The following is a 14,115-nucleotide window of genomic DNA, read 5'->3' as shown; positions in this document are numbered from 1 at the left end:
TTTTGGGAGAGCATGAAAGATATTGCTTCAGAACATGTTGCTTATTTTATTTTTAAGTGTTTGTTATAGTAGATGGAAACAGGGAGTTGTGTGTTGGTTGAATATTGAAAGGGGAGGAGAAGTATGGTACAACCTGTCGTCATTATTGGTGGAGGACTAACAGGAATTATAGCTGCACGTACGTTACATACTCATGGAATTAACGGATTAATTGTAGAGAAAGGCAGAAGTGTAGGTGGCCGAATGGCAACTAGGCGTGTTGATGGTGGAAAGGTTGATCACGGGGCTCAATTTTTTACGGTTCGAACTGCCCTTTTTCAGCAAGCTGTCAATCAGTGGGAAGAAGCGGGAGTCGTACAATCGTGGTTTGGAGAACGCCATATCCGTTATAAAAGCAATGAAGGAATGAATCATTTAGCAAAATATTTGGCTCAAGATGTAAATGTTCGTCTCAATACAAAGATAACTGAACTAAGGCAATTAGAAAAGAATGCGTTTTCCCTAATAACAGAAGAAAACGAACTAATAAAGGCAAAAGCACTGATCGTGACAGCACCAGTCCCACAATCGGTCGCTCTTTTAAGAGGTTTGTATGCAGACGATGATGACGTTAAACAATTGGAAAAGGTTCAATATAATCCTTGTTTTGTACTAATTCTCTCTTTCTCACAAGCGACTGAGGTGGAAGAGTCTGGTTATGTGGCTTCAAACTTGCCTGATGGGATCGAGCGATTGGTGGATCATAGCAGAAAAAGTGTATCGGATGTGGTAACAGTTAGTGTTTATTCAACAGGTCAGTGGGCAACGGAACATTGGGTACAAGGTGATGACACCATCAAAAGGCAATTGCTTCAAAAAGTTGCATTAATTCTTCCAACAGACCATTTGAAAAGCGTTCAGCTGAAAAGATGGAAATATTCAGAAGCGGTGACACCTGTTCCTACTCCATATATAAGAGTAGGTCACGAGAGTCCTTTACTTGTGGCAGGAGATGCTTTTTTACAAGAGACTGACAATACAAGGAGAACCAGACTAGAATCGGCCTTTCTATCAGGGGTATCAGTAGGAAACGAGATGGCAAGATTATTGCAGACTTACTAGTATAGGAGATTAAGATGAAGAAAAAAGTGATAATTGTCTGGTTCCGTAAAGATTTACGAGTTCACGACCACCTCGCATTGTATCAAGCTGCAAAAGAAGGAGTTGTCGTTCCGCTTTATATATGGGACCAGGACGTGGAAAATAAGGGCTGGGACGATGCATCGTTATGGTGGCTCCATCATTCTCTTTTAGCATTACAAACGAATTTATCCTCATTAGGAGCAAACCTAATTATTCGAAAAGGAGATAGCTTGGAAATTTTGCAAAATGTGATCAGAGAAACAACTGCAAAAGCGGTTTATTTTCATGAACGTTATGAGCCAAGTGCACTAGTTTGTAGTACAAAAGTCAAACAGGTATTACATCAACAAGGGATTGAAGTCCGGTCCTTTCATGGTAACGTGCTGTTTGAGCCTGGAAAAATTGTAAACGGAAAAAACGAGCCGTACAAGGTGTTCACATCCTTTTGGAAAAAAAGCAGACATACGTATATCAGGAAGCCAGAAAAAGTCCCAGCAGACATTTCAGGTTATGAACATAAGATCGGTAGCTTAAAAGTAGATGAATTGTTTCTTTTACCGAGAGTTCATTGGCATAATAAATTTATGTCTTATTGGACTCCTGGAGAAAGAGGAGCCTTATTTGCCTGGGAAGATTTTTTGGGAAAATCATTGGGTCACTATAAGGAAAATAGGGATTTCCCATTTACTCATTCAACGGCCAAAATCTCTCCACATCTATCGTGGGGAGAGATAAGTCCAACATTTATTTGGCACTCTTTATTAGAAAAACTTGAAATAGACAATCAAGTAGAAGATGTCCAGATTGAAGCTTTTTTAAGGCAACTCGTTTGGCGAGATTTTGCGTATCATCAATTAGTCGCTTTTCCGATGCTTGTGAAGAATCCGTTACGTTTGGAATTTTCACAGTTTCCGTGGGAAGAAGATTTAGACGCATTTTCTAAATGGAAAAAGGGTGAGACGGGTTACCCTTTAATTGATGCGGGGATGAGGGAATTATGGGAAACGGGATGGATGCATAATCGCGTCCGAATGGTGGTTGCTTCTTTTTTAGTTAAACATTTATTGTTGCCGTGGACGTGGGGGGCAAATTGGTTTCGAGAAACATTAGTTGACTTAGATGTAGCCAACAATTATATGGGCTGGCAATGGGTGACAGGATCCGGTTTTGACGCCGCTCCTTATTTCCGTATTTTTAACCCGAATACCCAAGCTGAAAAGTTTGACGGAAATGGAGACTATATTCGTAAATGGATCCCTGAATTAGCGCAGTTACCTACAAAATACCTTTTCAAACCGTGGGATGCGCCAAACACGGTGTTAGAGAAAGCTGGAATTAAACTTGGTGTGACATACCCGCTACCAATCATTGAGCACTCCTATGCCAGAAAGCGGGCATTGGCTGCTTTTGAGTTCATTAAAAAGTAAAATGTTCACAGTTCTTTTTTATAGAAAAAAGTTGTATAAACTTTCACCTCTAAGGACATATTACCTTCGAGGTGAGGAAAAAGATGGGATTATTAAATGTAATTGGCAATTGGTTTGACCAAAGATATGAGAAACGTGTTGAATACTCAAAAGAGCAAGGTGTCTGTCCAGAGTGTCAAGGGAAAGGGTTTTCCATGCATGGTTCTGAAATGTATATGCTGAATTCATATCTCGATTGCGGTGGCTGCAGTGGTAGTGGTTTGTATACCGATTGGGTAGAGACAAACTATTAAGATATGCTCGAAAATGCGGAGAATTGACCGCATTTTTTCACTTTTTAAGCCGAATGACCACTAGTTTTTAGAAGTTTTGTCAAGCGGAAGGAAAATGGACGTTGCTTCATCTAATATGTAGGTACAGATAATTATTATGATGGGGTGAGAAGATGGAAAACGTTCAAAAGTTAACGATTAAGGAAGTGTCAAAACAGCTAAAAATACCAGTGGGAAAGTTACGTGAGTGGGAGGAATTATTTCCATACGCTCTTCAAGTGGAGCGAACAAAAACGGGTGCGCGACTTTACGATGACCAAGATCTTGAAATGTTAAAAAAAATAAAAATTTTGAAGGATAATAACATTAACGAGGACAATGTTAACTTCATTTTGAATACGGTGAAGACTCAAGAAGTGGAAGAACGAGAAGAAGAAGTTGACGAGCAGGAATTTGCCAAAATCATTTCTCTTCAGCATGACACAAACGAAAGCATTCGCGAATTGACTGATTCAATTGATATGATGAAAGATGATATTATCCATGATGTAAAAGCAGAAATTAAAAGCGAAATGAAGATTGGTCAAAGCAAAACAAAATCCATCATCCAATCGTATTCACATTTAGTCGCTGAAACAGCCGAGGTTACAAAAGAAGAAGTGTTACGTCTTCGTGAAGATATTTACCGAGAGGAAGAAGAAAAGTTGTTTATTCAACAAAAATTAGAAGAAAGAGAAGCGCAGTTTCAAGAATTTGTCCAAGTATATCGTGAGACCGCTGCAGCCAAACAAAGGTTTCCTGGTTGGTTGGTTCAATTATTTAAGCCGAAAAAAGAAGGGTCTGTTGATTATTCGTGATGGTTTTGTTTAAAGAGCCTGTTCCTCCTAATCACTAAGAGGGATAGGCTCTTTCATTATACTCTTTAGGATTTGCGTAAAATATTTATTTATATACAAACCACACAAATTCAAAAACCAAAAAGGAAAATGAACACGCTTAAAGAACCTACTTGGTAACAACAATTAGAAAAGAGGATGAATGGATGACAAAACCATCTGAAAGTGGAAAAATAAAGGAACTGTCTCAACTACTCAAAGAGTCTAAGAATACGTTCGTCTTAACGGGAGCCGGAATGAGTACGGAAAGTGGAATTCCAGATTTCCGTTCTCCGTCGGGGTGGTGGAAAAACATAGATCCGTTAACCGTTGCGACCGTTGAAGCTTTGGAAAACCAGTATGAGTTATTTCATGAATTTTATTGTTGTCGAGTGAAAGCATTAGCCTCATGTAAACCGCATGAAGGACATTTTGTTCTTGCCCATTGGCAAGAGAAAGGACTGTTGCAACGTGTTGCGACACAAAATGTTGATGGTTTTCATGCTGAAGCTGGAAATATGAATGTGGATGAGTTACATGGTTCAATACGGACATATCGTTGTCATAGCTGTGCAACTGAGGCTACGAAGGACCAATTTTTTGCAAAAGAAAGTTGTGAGTTTTGTGGTGGGAACTTCCGACCTAATGTTGTGCTTTTTGGTGAAATGTTGCCAGAATCCGCATGGAATCACGCACTTTCAAATATTAAACGAGCTGATCTTGTTATTGTCATTGGGACAAGTTTGCAAGTGTATCCAGTGAGTCAGCTCCCAACGATGACTCATGGTAAGACCGTATATATTAACCAAGATGTAAGTGAGCACCAGTTGTTCTTTGATCTTAGTATTGAGGGGAGTGCGAAAGAAACATTAGTGGGAGTAAATAAATTGGTGTAGGAGACCAATCATTTCGTGGTACGATAGAATGATCAGAAAAGTAGTGAGGGAAATGAACATGAATCAATCACGAATGAAAGGCATCTTTTTAGTTCTTCTCGGGGCAATCCTGTGGGGAGTATCGGGAACGGTTGCTCAATATTTATTTGAACAACAAGCATTTAATGCGGAATGGCTCACGGTAATTCGGTTATTAAGTGCTGGAGTTTTGCTTTTGTTGTTTGCACGCAGGAGACAAAATATATGGGCCATATGGCAAAGACGAGGCAATCGAATAAGTGTGGTTTTATTTGGAATTTTTGGAATGCTTGCCGTACAGTATACGTATTTTGCCGCAATTGCTGCTAGCAATGCAGCAACGGCTACATTGCTTCAGTATACGGGGCCTGTCATGATTGCTCTTTATTTACTGATTCGCTTTAAGACATGGCCATCTATGCAACAAGTAGTAGCCATTATTTTAGCCTTGCTTGGAACATTTTTATTGGTGACGCATGGTCAATTCACATCGTTATCGATTTCTGGATGGGCTTTGTTTTGGGGACTTGCATCAGCAGTCGCATTAGCTTTTTATACATTACAGCCGATCAAGTTATTAAACGAATTTGGGTCAGCGGTTGTGGTGGGGTGGGGGATGGTCATTGGCGGAATTGGTATGAGTGTTGTTCATCAACCGTGGAATGTTGTTGGCAATCTGAATCCGCTCTCGATTGCAGCCTTGTTGTTTGTCGTTCTTTTTGGAACGTTGATTGCGTTTTACAGCTATCTGGAAAGTTTAAAGTATCTGAAACCAACTGAAACAAGTTTGCTAGCTTGTGCTGAGCCTCTTTCAGCAGCCGTACTCGCTGTTGTTTGGTTAAATGTTTCATTTGGTGGTGCTGAATGGCTAGGGGCAAGCTGTATTATTGCAACGATTGTGATTCTATCACGGGTAAAAGAAAAGAAAAGTCATGGCCTTGGAGAGAGCCAAGTAAAAGAGGAAGTTGGATAAGAATGAAAGAGGGGCCTTTTTTAAAGGGCCCTCTTTCATTCATACAGATAATTTTTACTAGATTGATTTCTAAAGGCATTGAAAAAGGTGAAAATCGACAGTGGCCTCTTGATTTCTAGCACAATAGCCATTTCTTATAAATCGTTCATTTTATAAGTAGTCTTTTTTTTAATAGACACATGCATCCGTTGATGTAAATAATAAAAGATCGCGAAAATCAGTAAGACAAAGATTGCTAAAGCATGAAACATGTTTGAAAATCCAATCATAGGTACAAGTAAGCCCAACCAAAATGCCCCAACAGCGACACCGATATCATACAACGTGAAAAACGTCGCAGTTGCATGACCAGTTCGACTTGAGTCAACTCGTTCCGTTGCTAGAGATAACAATAACGGCATAAGTGATCCGTAACCGACTCCAATCACACCAGCGGCTAATAAAAATAACCAAGCTGACTGAGAAACCGCAAGTAATGTAAAGCCGCTCGCAAAAACAAGCAAACTAGGTAGAATCACTATTTTGGGTCCGCGCTGATCAAACAAACGGCTTAAATAAGGTCTAGAAACAAGCATCGTGATGGCTAGAACAATAAAGAAATAACCAGACAGTTGTTCGAGGTGAATTTCAATGGCATAAACAGAGATAAAGGAAAGAATGGCAGCATAAGCAAAGGATACGAGACTAATAATGAAGGCAAAAGGTAAGGCTTTCGTTTCAAATAGTTGGTGAATGGAAAGTCTTCTTTTTACAGTGTTCTTTATTGGTTTTGGGATACCTTTAGTAGATAAGAGCATGGAACAAATGATACTCATGATGACAAAACAGCTAAGGAATAAAAAGAATTGTTGAAACGAAATGTGTTGAATGAGCATAAGTCCGGCAAAAGGACCAACCACGATCGCTACGTTCAAAAACATAGTAAAATAACCGAGCCCTTCACCGCGTCTTTCTGAAGGAACGATATCTGTAGCAAGAGTTGAGGTTGCTGTTGTTAAAATAGCAAAGGAAAAGCCATGTAGAAACCGTAAGATGAGTAATGGAAGAAATTGATCAACCCATGTATATAGAAAGGAAGTAACAGTGAAAAAAATAGTACTTACAATTAGAACGTTCCGTTTACCGAATCGCTGTAGCAGATTTCCAGAGAATGGCCTTATCAGAATAGCAGCAACGAGCATGACCGTTACGACCAAGCCAGCTTGAGCTTCCGTTCCGCCCAATTGATAAACAACATAAATCGGTAATGTTGTGAGTAATGCATAAAAGGCAATAAAGATGATCAAATTAACGAACGCAACGCAAAGAAAGTCTTTTGTCCAGATTGGTTGTTTACTAGCTTTCATCTAAATCATCCTTTTTCGTTCCTAGTTTCTCAAGCAAGTGAAGAAGCTGAAGACGTTCTTGTTCAGATAAGGGAGCAAGGTACTCTTGATCAAGGGTTTCGATTTTACCTTTAATAGTTGGAAAGAATTGCTTTGCATGACTTGATAACTCTATGATTCGCTCGCGCTTATCTTTTCCTTGTCTTCGATTAATCCATCCACTTGACTCCATACGAGTTAGGGTACGTGTGACTGTTGGCGCTTCTACTTTTAAATATTGCCAAATATCTGTTTGAGACATCGGGCCCTTCTGACTAAGAACATAAAGAATAGTCCATTGAGCAGAGTACAACCCAAACTGTTGCAATTGTTCATTTAAGTTTTTTGAATGCAATCGAACTTTCTGATTTAGCATATGAAGCAGGTTACTTGTATCCAAAATAAATCCCCCAATAATAGTTACCTAGGTAAGTAATTCCTTTACTCATTATAAAACATTATGAGTTAGAATATAAGCCTAAAATTTATAATAATTACCAGATAGTGTTGTTGACTAGTAATACGGTTTGTAGTTGAAGAATGAATGTTAATACTTCTAGCTCCTACATTAAAAAAAGTGACTTAAAAGAAGGCTCTTTTAAGTCACTTGCTAGTTAAACTTACTGAATCTCATAAGGCGATGGGAATTCATGACCAGCGTCTTTTTGGAACTGAATATAGGACTGCATGATTTCTGTTCCAGGTAAACCAGAAGAATTTAACTCTTCCGCATATTCAATCGGCATAAACTCTAAACGTGATGCCCATTCAGCCTCATCTTCAGGAGATAGGGTGGTAATTGTTACACCTGCTTCCTCCATCTCTTTAAAGTCAGCAATTGTTGATTCTTTAGAGTATTTCGCGATCTCATAAGTGTATTGCTTTCCGACTTCTTCAAAAACAGTTTGCACTTCTTCAGGTAAACCTGCCCAAACGTCATTATTCACAACAAGTCCACCAAGAATCATCGAGCCAAAAGGAACATTTGTAATGTACTTAGCTTGCTCATACATTTTGAAACCAATTAATGAACTTGGGAAAATAACCCAACCTTCGTACACCCCTGATTGCAAGCTTTGGTATGCTTCAGTTAATGCACTTTGAACAGGAACGGCTCCAGATGCTTGTAACCACTTTTGGTTCGCTGAGGCACCTGCAATCCTCTTACCTTGTAAATCTTCTAATGAGTTTACAGGAAACGTTGTTGTAAGAACATAGTTCTCAGAAACGGCTAACCCTAATAACTTTGCATTCACTTTGTCATATTCTCCAGCGAATTCTTCAAATGTTTCTTCCATTTGGATGGCCACTTCAGCAATGATTTCTGGGTCGCTGCTTGAAAATGGTGTGTTAAAGCCCATGCTAGACATTTTTAAATGGGTAGGTTGAAAGGCAGCAGTACTAAAACCAACGTCTAACAAACCTGCTTCAATTGTTTCTAACTCACCAGGCATATCGGTAATGGTACCCCAATTTTCAACCCAATCTATTTCATAGTTTTCTAAGGACTCATTTACTTCCTTCATAAAATAATCTCGAATTGGCTGAAGCCAAATGGAGCTTTCAATCGGTGCACCTGCTCCAATTCTAAGCGTGATTGTTTCTTTCTCACCGTTTTCAGCAGGTGTAACCTCATCATTCGTATTGGTCTCTGAGTTGCTTGTGGTCGTATTGGTTTCAGACCCACAAGCTGCAAGAATTAGGGTAAATAAGAAGATCGAAAAGAAGACTAACCATGTTCTACTGTTTTTCATTATCTAAATCCCCCTTAACTAATTTGTATTAATAAAAGCCAAACTGGCTATTATTACAGCGCTTACATTTGTTTATGTTGCAGATAAGCTAGGCAACCAAGTGACTAAGAATGGGAAACAAAGTAGGAGAATGATAACAATCAGCATCATAATAATAAATGGAAATGCTCCTATAAATATTTCTTCTATTGTTGCTTTATCTCCTAGGGAGGATTTCATAGAGTAAACGACTAATCCAAATGGAGGAGTCAATAACCCAATTTCAGCTGCTATGACAACGAGAACACCGAATAATATTGGATCAAATCCAATCGCAAAAATAAATGGTAGCATCATAGGCATTGTAATTAATAACATTGAGATCGCATCAAGAATTGTTCCAAGAGCAATCATGATTAATAGGAAAATAATGACTAGGACAATTGGAGAAACATTCAATGACTGAATAGAGCGTTCTAAAGCAGCAATGACACCAGTAACCCCTAACATACGCGAGTACATAGTAGCTCCTATTAACAACAATAGAACACTAGCAGAAGTATAGCCTGTTTCTAATAATGTTTTCCAAAAGCCTTTTAACGTTAGTTTTCTTTTCAAAATAACGAGCAGTAATGCCCCAAATGCCCCTACAGCACCTGCTTCTGTTGGGGTAAACCAACCTCCATATAATCCCCCTAGCATAACGAATACTAACACCCCGACAGCAGCTGGTTTAAGTAAAGTTTTCGTATCTTCTTTAGACCATTTTATTTTCTCTGTTTTTTCTATTTTTCCTCCAACGAGAGAAGGTTTTAACGTTGCCATTGTATAAATACCTATACAGTACACAACAGCAAGGAGAATCCCTGGAATAACACCTGCAATAAATAAGGCACCAACGGATTGTTGTGATAGCATTCCGTACACAATAAACATTAAACTTGGTGGTATAAGCATTCCAAGGACAGAACTCCCTGCAACAGCACCAAGTGCTAGTTTCTTGTCATAGTTTAGTCGAGTCATTGGATCAATAGCGACTTTACTGAAGACTGCAGCTGAAGCTACACTTACTCCGGTAATAGTTGCAAAAACCGCATTTGCTCCAACCGTTGCCATCCCTAGACCGCCCCTGATCCTACGCAGGAGAACATGGAACGCATTATAAATTTCTGTACTAGCACCTGATAGATTCGTAAACATGCCCATTAATACAAATAATGGGACAACCGCATACGTATAATCGTTAATTGCGTTATAGGAAGTACTACTTAAGATTTTTATACTTTGAGAGAAATCTCCTAATGTTAACCAAACCCCTAGTAAGCTCGTGACAGCAAGAGCAACAGCAACGTGCATTCCTAAAAGAACAATGACAACTAATAAAACGAATGTAAGTAAACCTATGAAAATCGGATCCATTTTCTAATTCTCCTCCTTTTCAATAGGCTCTGTCGATGACTTTTTCGTAAATAGATCAATCGTTAGAATTAGAAACTGTAGAAACATAAATAAGCTACCTATCAAAATGAGTAAATACGTTGGAAAAGTTGGAATTCTAACAATATTACCTTCAAACGTTCCAAGCTCGTAAGCTTGAATAGCAGGACGGATAGTCGCATAGAAGATGAGGGAAAAGATGATCATACCTGCAATGTTAGCTGAGAAATCAAGTACCTTTTTAAATCGATCATTAACGCGGTCATACAATACAGTCGTACGAATGTGCCTGCCTTCCCTTAATACATGGGCAAGTTGCAGGAAGGTCAGACCTACAATTGAATTCTTAACAATTTCGGGTACACCTTGTATGGGTGAATTAAATAAGCCTCTGCCAATGACGTCTGAAACGATAATAATCATTAGAATAGCAATCCATACGGTGCCGGTAAAACTAAGGCTTGATACGGTTACATCAAACCAGCGTCGAAACTTACTAAGTACCATACAATCCCTCCTATAAAATTTAGAAAGCGCTTGCAAAATAAAAGAAATAAAAAGTTGATTAATTAATAATATTATATTATCAATGAGTGGTAAGATGTCAAGATATTATTTTTAATAATTTGACAATTAGTTTTTACTTGAATTTAAATAGATGAGAGTTTATTAAAATAAAAGAAAGGAGGAACATTATGCAATGGCTAATGGTTATCATTTCTTTACTAGCAGGGGTGGCTTTAGCATTTCAAGCAGGAATAAATGGAGATTTAGGAAAGAAGATTGGATTAGTGGAAGCCGCGTTTGTTTCTTTTTCAATTGGAGCAATTGTTTTATTTTTAGCTATGATTTTTATGGGAAAAGGAAATATTCTTCAGTTAATGTCAGTTCCTAAATGGCAGTTGACAGGGGGGATTCTTGGTGCATTTATCGTTCTTTCTATGGTCCTTTCAGTACCAAAAATAGGAGTAGCGATTACAATTGTTTCTATTATTGCAGGACAATTAATTACAAGTATGATTTTGGATTCAACAGGTATGTTTAGTGGAAGACAGATTCAATTTGATTTGAATCGGATGCTGGCAGTTTTTCTAATTGGAATTGCGTTATATCTTATCTACAAAAACTAACAGTTGAATAAATTTTCAAAATATTATTGACGGTTATAAAATAATATAATATTATTAATTAAAATCCAATACCACATTGAGGAGTGAGTTAGATGATCAACATTTTTAAGTTAGGTTATGTAGAATTTAACGCTAAGAATTTAGAGGAAATGAAAAACTATTACTCAGAAATTGTTGGTTTCACCGAAAGTGATCAGGATGAAAATGGAAGCGTTTACTTCACTAGTTCAACGGATCACCATAACATCGTGCTTTCCCCTTCCAATCAAACTGGAATTAAAAAAGTTGGATTTCAATATGAATCAGATCTATCAATCAATGAAGTTGCAGATTATTTAAAAAGATTCGATATAAAGACTACGATTCAATTTGATGCAAAGCCTGGTGTTCCAGAACTCATACAATTTGAGGACCCTGAAGGTTATCAAATTGAGTTATATCAAAGTATGTCTATGACGAAGAAACCTGGATATAAAAGCAAAGGAATTGTACCAAACAAGATTGGACATCTATCATTAAGGGTTAAGGACGCCAAAAAGCAAGTAGCTTTCTATGAAAAGATTGGCTTTGTCAATACCGATTGGATTGAGGATTATTTTGGTTTTATGACATGTAATAGAGATCATCATGTTCTTAATTTCTTTACATCTGAGAAAAAAGGTATGCACCATATTGCATTTGAAATGAGAAATTATGCACATTTAGTAGATACATTAGATTTTTTAAGATTAAATGGAAAACATTTAGAGTGGGGTCCTTCTCGTCATGGAGCAGGACATAACATTGCTTGCTATCACTATGATCCAGAAGGTAACTTAATTGAGTTATTTACAGATGCAGATGTCTTCATTAAAGAACTCGGCATTTTTGACCCTAGACCATGGCACCAGGACTTTCCACAAAAGCCGAAAGTTTGGAGTACAGACGAGTGTTTGTCATTATGGGGTGTAGATTTCGAAAAAGCACTAGTTTAATCGGATAAAGTAACGAACGTAACACCTTACATTTACTCGATGTAAGGTGTTACGTATATCTAAAAGAGGGGGCCTTCTTTTTGTGAAGAAACGATTTAATCCTCAAAGAAAGTACCCGCCTTTTCTAGGAGTCTTTTTTGCTATAAGTGCTACTTTATTTCTTTCAATTAAGCCCATTATCATAAAAGTAATATACGAACATGGGGTAACGCCTGAAGACGCATTGTATATTAGGCAAGTTATTGCTGCAGTAGTATTAAGTTTGCTCTTTTTGTGTTCGCCTAAGAACCGATTACTAGTAAAGAGTAGAAAAATGGGGATATATTTACTACTTATTGGTTTTTTTGGATTCTTTCTCTCACCTCTTCTAGATTTTTGGGGACTTGTTTATGTATCAGCTGTACTAGAAAGAATGCTATTGTTTACGTATCCAGTTTTTGTTATTTTAATTACAGCGCTACTGAATAAGTGGAAAATCAGAGTCTGGACATGCGTTTTCTTTTTTATTATTTACATTGGGTTGTTCTTTGCACTGAGCGGAGGTAACCTTTCTATTCTTAAAATGAACATGTTTGGTGGAACTTTAATCCTTCTTTCAGCTTTCACATATGCAATTTATTTAGTACTTGCAAGCAAGGTTCTTACTAAAACGGGTGTGATCAATGTAAATGCAATTGGAATGGTTGTTTCTGTCCTATTTTTATCAATCTATCTAGGGGCCATGTGTTAAGGGGGGGGACTTCTGCCATTTTTTCGCTGTCACCGACCGTTTCTATATACTTGTTTTTCTTATCTTTATTTACAACTGTCTTCCCTTTACTTTTTACAATGGAAAGCATCAAACGTATTGGTGTAGAAAGAACGTCAGTCATCTCGATGGCTGGGCCAATTGTGACGATTGTGCTCAGTTATCTTTTTTTACAAGAAACATTAAATTGGATACAATGGGTTGGTTGTTTGCTTGTATTTTTAGCAATCATGGTATTACAGTTTAAAAAAACAGTGTATGTGACATAAATTTAGTGGAAAAACAAGCAACTTAATATTATTATATGATTTATATAGTTTTGATGAAATAGGAAGTTGTTTGTTTTTTAAGGAGGAAGGCATGGGTCCAAAAAATTTAAGTGAACAATTATTACACGATATAGGGTTGGAAATTGTGCAAGGAAATCTCTCACCTGGTGAAATTCTGCCTAAAGTAGAAACGTTAAGTGAAATGAAGGGTGTCAGTAGAACCGTCGTAAGGGAAGCGTTAAAAGGCTTAACGGCAAGAAGGCTCGTTGAATCATCAACACGAGTAGGAACGGTTGTTAGGGAGAAGAATGAATGGTTATGGTGGGATCCAGATATTATATCATGGGCATCACGATCCAATGATAGTAGGAATTTTTTATTGCAGTTATCGGAAGTGCGCTTAGCTATTGAGCCAGCTGCTGTTCGCCTTGCTGCAAGAAATGCGACAGATGAAGACATTCTCTTAATTAAGAAAAGCTATGAGAGATTAGAAAATTCACTAGGTGATGAAGAAGAGTGGGCTCGAGCTGATTTTGAATTTCATGATAGCATTTTGTTAGCTTCTCGTAACGTTTTAATGATTAGCTTGGTTAAAACGTTGCATAATGGTCTTGTACAAAGTCGACAAACAACAATTAAGGTTTTAAAAAAATATCAAGAAAAAAACAATCACGGCAAAACGGAAGATGCTTTGTTAATGCATAAGGCTGTTATGGAAGCAATCTGCTCTCGAGACGAAGCGCTTGCTTACGAGAAGATGTTACATCTTTTGCTTTCTGTAGTGCAGCTAATTGAAGACCTTGAGGCAAGTAAATAGATAGCGTATAAAGTCTAATTGGGCAAACCACCAATTAGGCTTTTTTTATTAATATTATTT

General features: G+C 37.7%; 16 protein-coding genes. 11 read left to right on the top strand and 5 right to left on the bottom strand.

The genetic code is table 11. The features are described 5' to 3' along the window. Nucleotides 1–123 precede the first annotated feature (123 nt). From JCM9140_RS08700 to JCM9140_RS08675, 6 genes are all read left to right on the top strand, one after another. Nucleotides 124–1,101 carry an NAD(P)/FAD-dependent oxidoreductase gene (locus tag JCM9140_RS08700; RefSeq protein ID WP_034745050.1) on the top strand — a complete coding sequence of 326 codons (978 nt, stop codon included), beginning with the start codon at nt 124–126 and terminating at the stop codon, nt 1,099–1,101. A gap of 14 nt (nt 1,102–1,115) precedes the next feature. Next, the gene (locus tag JCM9140_RS08695; protein WP_034745049.1) at nt 1,116–2,549 is read left to right on the top strand and encodes a cryptochrome/photolyase family protein; all 1,434 of its coding nucleotides are present in this window, start codon (nt 1,116–1,118) and stop codon (nt 2,547–2,549) included. A gap of 83 nt (nt 2,550–2,632) precedes the next feature. Continuing rightward, the gene (locus JCM9140_RS08690) at nt 2,633–2,842 is read left to right on the top strand and encodes a hypothetical protein (RefSeq protein WP_034745047.1); all 210 of its coding nucleotides are present in this window, start codon (nt 2,633–2,635) and stop codon (nt 2,840–2,842) included. Between the two features lie 152 nt (nt 2,843–2,994). Then, nucleotides 2,995–3,678, top strand: a complete 684-nt coding sequence (locus JCM9140_RS08685) for a helix-turn-helix domain-containing protein (protein WP_034745045.1) — start codon at nt 2,995–2,997, stop codon at nt 3,676–3,678. Nucleotides 3,679–3,863: 185 nt separating this feature from the next. Continuing rightward, nucleotides 3,864–4,592, top strand: coding sequence for an SIR2 family NAD-dependent protein deacylase (locus tag JCM9140_RS08680; protein ID WP_034745042.1), 729 nt, complete (start codon nt 3,864–3,866; stop codon nt 4,590–4,592). Between the two features lie 58 nt (nt 4,593–4,650). After that, on the top strand, nt 4,651–5,583 hold the full coding sequence (locus JCM9140_RS08675; protein ID WP_439644283.1) for a DMT family transporter: 933 nt from the start codon (nt 4,651–4,653) through the stop codon (nt 5,581–5,583). Nucleotides 5,584–5,717: 134 nt separating this feature from the next. Here the strand turns inward: JCM9140_RS08675 and JCM9140_RS08670 are convergent, their stop codons facing one another. The 5 genes from JCM9140_RS08670 to JCM9140_RS22445 form a co-directional block, all read right to left on the bottom strand. Then, nucleotides 5,718–6,929 carry an MFS transporter gene (locus JCM9140_RS08670; protein ID WP_034745040.1) on the bottom strand — a complete coding sequence of 404 codons (1,212 nt, stop codon included), beginning with the start codon at nt 6,927–6,929 and terminating at the stop codon, nt 5,718–5,720. Continuing rightward, complete coding sequence (locus JCM9140_RS08665) at nt 6,919–7,347, bottom strand: MarR family winged helix-turn-helix transcriptional regulator (RefSeq protein WP_235715310.1); 429 nt, start codon at nt 7,345–7,347, stop codon at nt 6,919–6,921. The genes JCM9140_RS08670 and JCM9140_RS08665 overlap by 11 nt, the downstream gene beginning before the upstream one ends. A 220-nt stretch (nt 7,348–7,567) precedes the next feature. Further along, nucleotides 7,568–8,701, bottom strand: coding sequence for a C4-dicarboxylate TRAP transporter substrate-binding protein (locus JCM9140_RS08660; protein ID WP_034745038.1), 1,134 nt, complete (start codon nt 8,699–8,701; stop codon nt 7,568–7,570). Between the two features lie 72 nt (nt 8,702–8,773). Continuing rightward, complete coding sequence (locus tag JCM9140_RS08655; protein WP_034745037.1) at nt 8,774–10,099, bottom strand: TRAP transporter large permease; 1,326 nt, start codon at nt 10,097–10,099, stop codon at nt 8,774–8,776. Between the two features lie 3 nt (nt 10,100–10,102). Next, nucleotides 10,103–10,624 (bottom strand): TRAP transporter small permease subunit, encoded by a 522-nt coding sequence (locus tag JCM9140_RS22445; RefSeq protein WP_052002150.1) that lies wholly within the window; start codon nt 10,622–10,624, stop codon nt 10,103–10,105. Between the two features lie 188 nt (nt 10,625–10,812). Between JCM9140_RS22445 and JCM9140_RS08645 the strand changes: the two genes are divergently transcribed. The 5 genes from JCM9140_RS08645 to JCM9140_RS08630 all read left to right on the top strand — a co-directional run bounded on the left by JCM9140_RS08645 (nt 10,813) and on the right by JCM9140_RS08630 (nt 14,055). Then, nucleotides 10,813–11,247 (top strand): DMT family transporter, encoded by a 435-nt coding sequence (locus tag JCM9140_RS08645; protein ID WP_034745035.1) that lies wholly within the window; start codon nt 10,813–10,815, stop codon nt 11,245–11,247. 92 nt (nt 11,248–11,339) lie between these two features. Continuing rightward, nucleotides 11,340–12,221 carry a VOC family protein gene (locus JCM9140_RS08640; protein ID WP_034745033.1) on the top strand — a complete coding sequence of 294 codons (882 nt, stop codon included), beginning with the start codon at nt 11,340–11,342 and terminating at the stop codon, nt 12,219–12,221. Nucleotides 12,222–12,303: 82 nt separating this feature from the next. Next, the gene (locus JCM9140_RS08635; RefSeq protein WP_052002149.1) at nt 12,304–12,951 is read left to right on the top strand and encodes a DMT family transporter; all 648 of its coding nucleotides are present in this window, start codon (nt 12,304–12,306) and stop codon (nt 12,949–12,951) included. After that, nucleotides 12,945–13,238, top strand: coding sequence for an EamA family transporter (locus JCM9140_RS22440; RefSeq protein ID WP_052002148.1), 294 nt, complete (start codon nt 12,945–12,947; stop codon nt 13,236–13,238). The genes JCM9140_RS08635 and JCM9140_RS22440 overlap by 7 nt, the downstream gene beginning before the upstream one ends. Nucleotides 13,239–13,329: 91 nt before the next feature. Then, complete coding sequence (locus JCM9140_RS08630) at nt 13,330–14,055, top strand: FadR/GntR family transcriptional regulator (RefSeq protein WP_052002147.1); 726 nt, start codon at nt 13,330–13,332, stop codon at nt 14,053–14,055. Nucleotides 14,056–14,115 lie beyond the last annotated feature (60 nt).

Source organism: Halalkalibacter wakoensis JCM 9140 (genome assembly GCF_000513095.1).
GTDB classification, from domain to species: domain Bacteria; phylum Bacillota; class Bacilli; order Bacillales; family Bacillaceae_D; genus Halalkalibacter; species Halalkalibacter wakoensis.
The sequence above is the reverse complement of the archived record's forward strand: the minus strand, read 5'-3'. Positions and strand labels throughout refer to the sequence as shown.

What these genes read in the sequence shown, in the direction of transcription:
- JCM9140_RS08700 (WP_034745050.1), top strand. Translation starts at nt 124, where the DNA reads ATGGTACAACCTGTCGTCATTATTGGTGGAGGACTAACAGGAATTATA.
- JCM9140_RS08695 (WP_034745049.1), top strand. Translation starts at nt 1,116, where the DNA reads ATGAAGAAAAAAGTGATAATTGTCTGGTTCCGTAAAGATTTACGAGTT.
- JCM9140_RS08690 (WP_034745047.1), top strand. Translation starts at nt 2,633, where the DNA reads ATGGGATTATTAAATGTAATTGGCAATTGGTTTGACCAAAGATATGAG.
- JCM9140_RS08685 (WP_034745045.1), top strand. Translation starts at nt 2,995, where the DNA reads ATGGAAAACGTTCAAAAGTTAACGATTAAGGAAGTGTCAAAACAGCTA.
- JCM9140_RS08680 (WP_034745042.1), top strand. Translation starts at nt 3,864, where the DNA reads ATGACAAAACCATCTGAAAGTGGAAAAATAAAGGAACTGTCTCAACTA.
- JCM9140_RS08675 (WP_439644283.1), top strand. Translation starts at nt 4,651, where the DNA reads ATGAATCAATCACGAATGAAAGGCATCTTTTTAGTTCTTCTCGGGGCA.
- JCM9140_RS08670 (WP_034745040.1), bottom strand. Translation starts at nt 6,929, where the DNA reads ATGAAAGCTAGTAAACAACCAATCTGGACAAAAGACTTTCTTTGCGTT.
- JCM9140_RS08660 (WP_034745038.1), bottom strand. Translation starts at nt 8,701, where the DNA reads ATGAAAAACAGTAGAACATGGTTAGTCTTCTTTTCGATCTTCTTATTT.
- JCM9140_RS08655 (WP_034745037.1), bottom strand. Translation starts at nt 10,099, where the DNA reads ATGGATCCGATTTTCATAGGTTTACTTACATTCGTTTTATTAGTTGTC.
- JCM9140_RS22445 (WP_052002150.1), bottom strand. Translation starts at nt 10,624, where the DNA reads ATGGTACTTAGTAAGTTTCGACGCTGGTTTGATGTAACCGTATCAAGC.
- JCM9140_RS08645 (WP_034745035.1), top strand. Translation starts at nt 10,813, where the DNA reads ATGCAATGGCTAATGGTTATCATTTCTTTACTAGCAGGGGTGGCTTTA.
- JCM9140_RS08640 (WP_034745033.1), top strand. Translation starts at nt 11,340, where the DNA reads ATGATCAACATTTTTAAGTTAGGTTATGTAGAATTTAACGCTAAGAAT.
- JCM9140_RS08630 (WP_052002147.1), top strand. Translation starts at nt 13,330, where the DNA reads ATGGGTCCAAAAAATTTAAGTGAACAATTATTACACGATATAGGGTTG.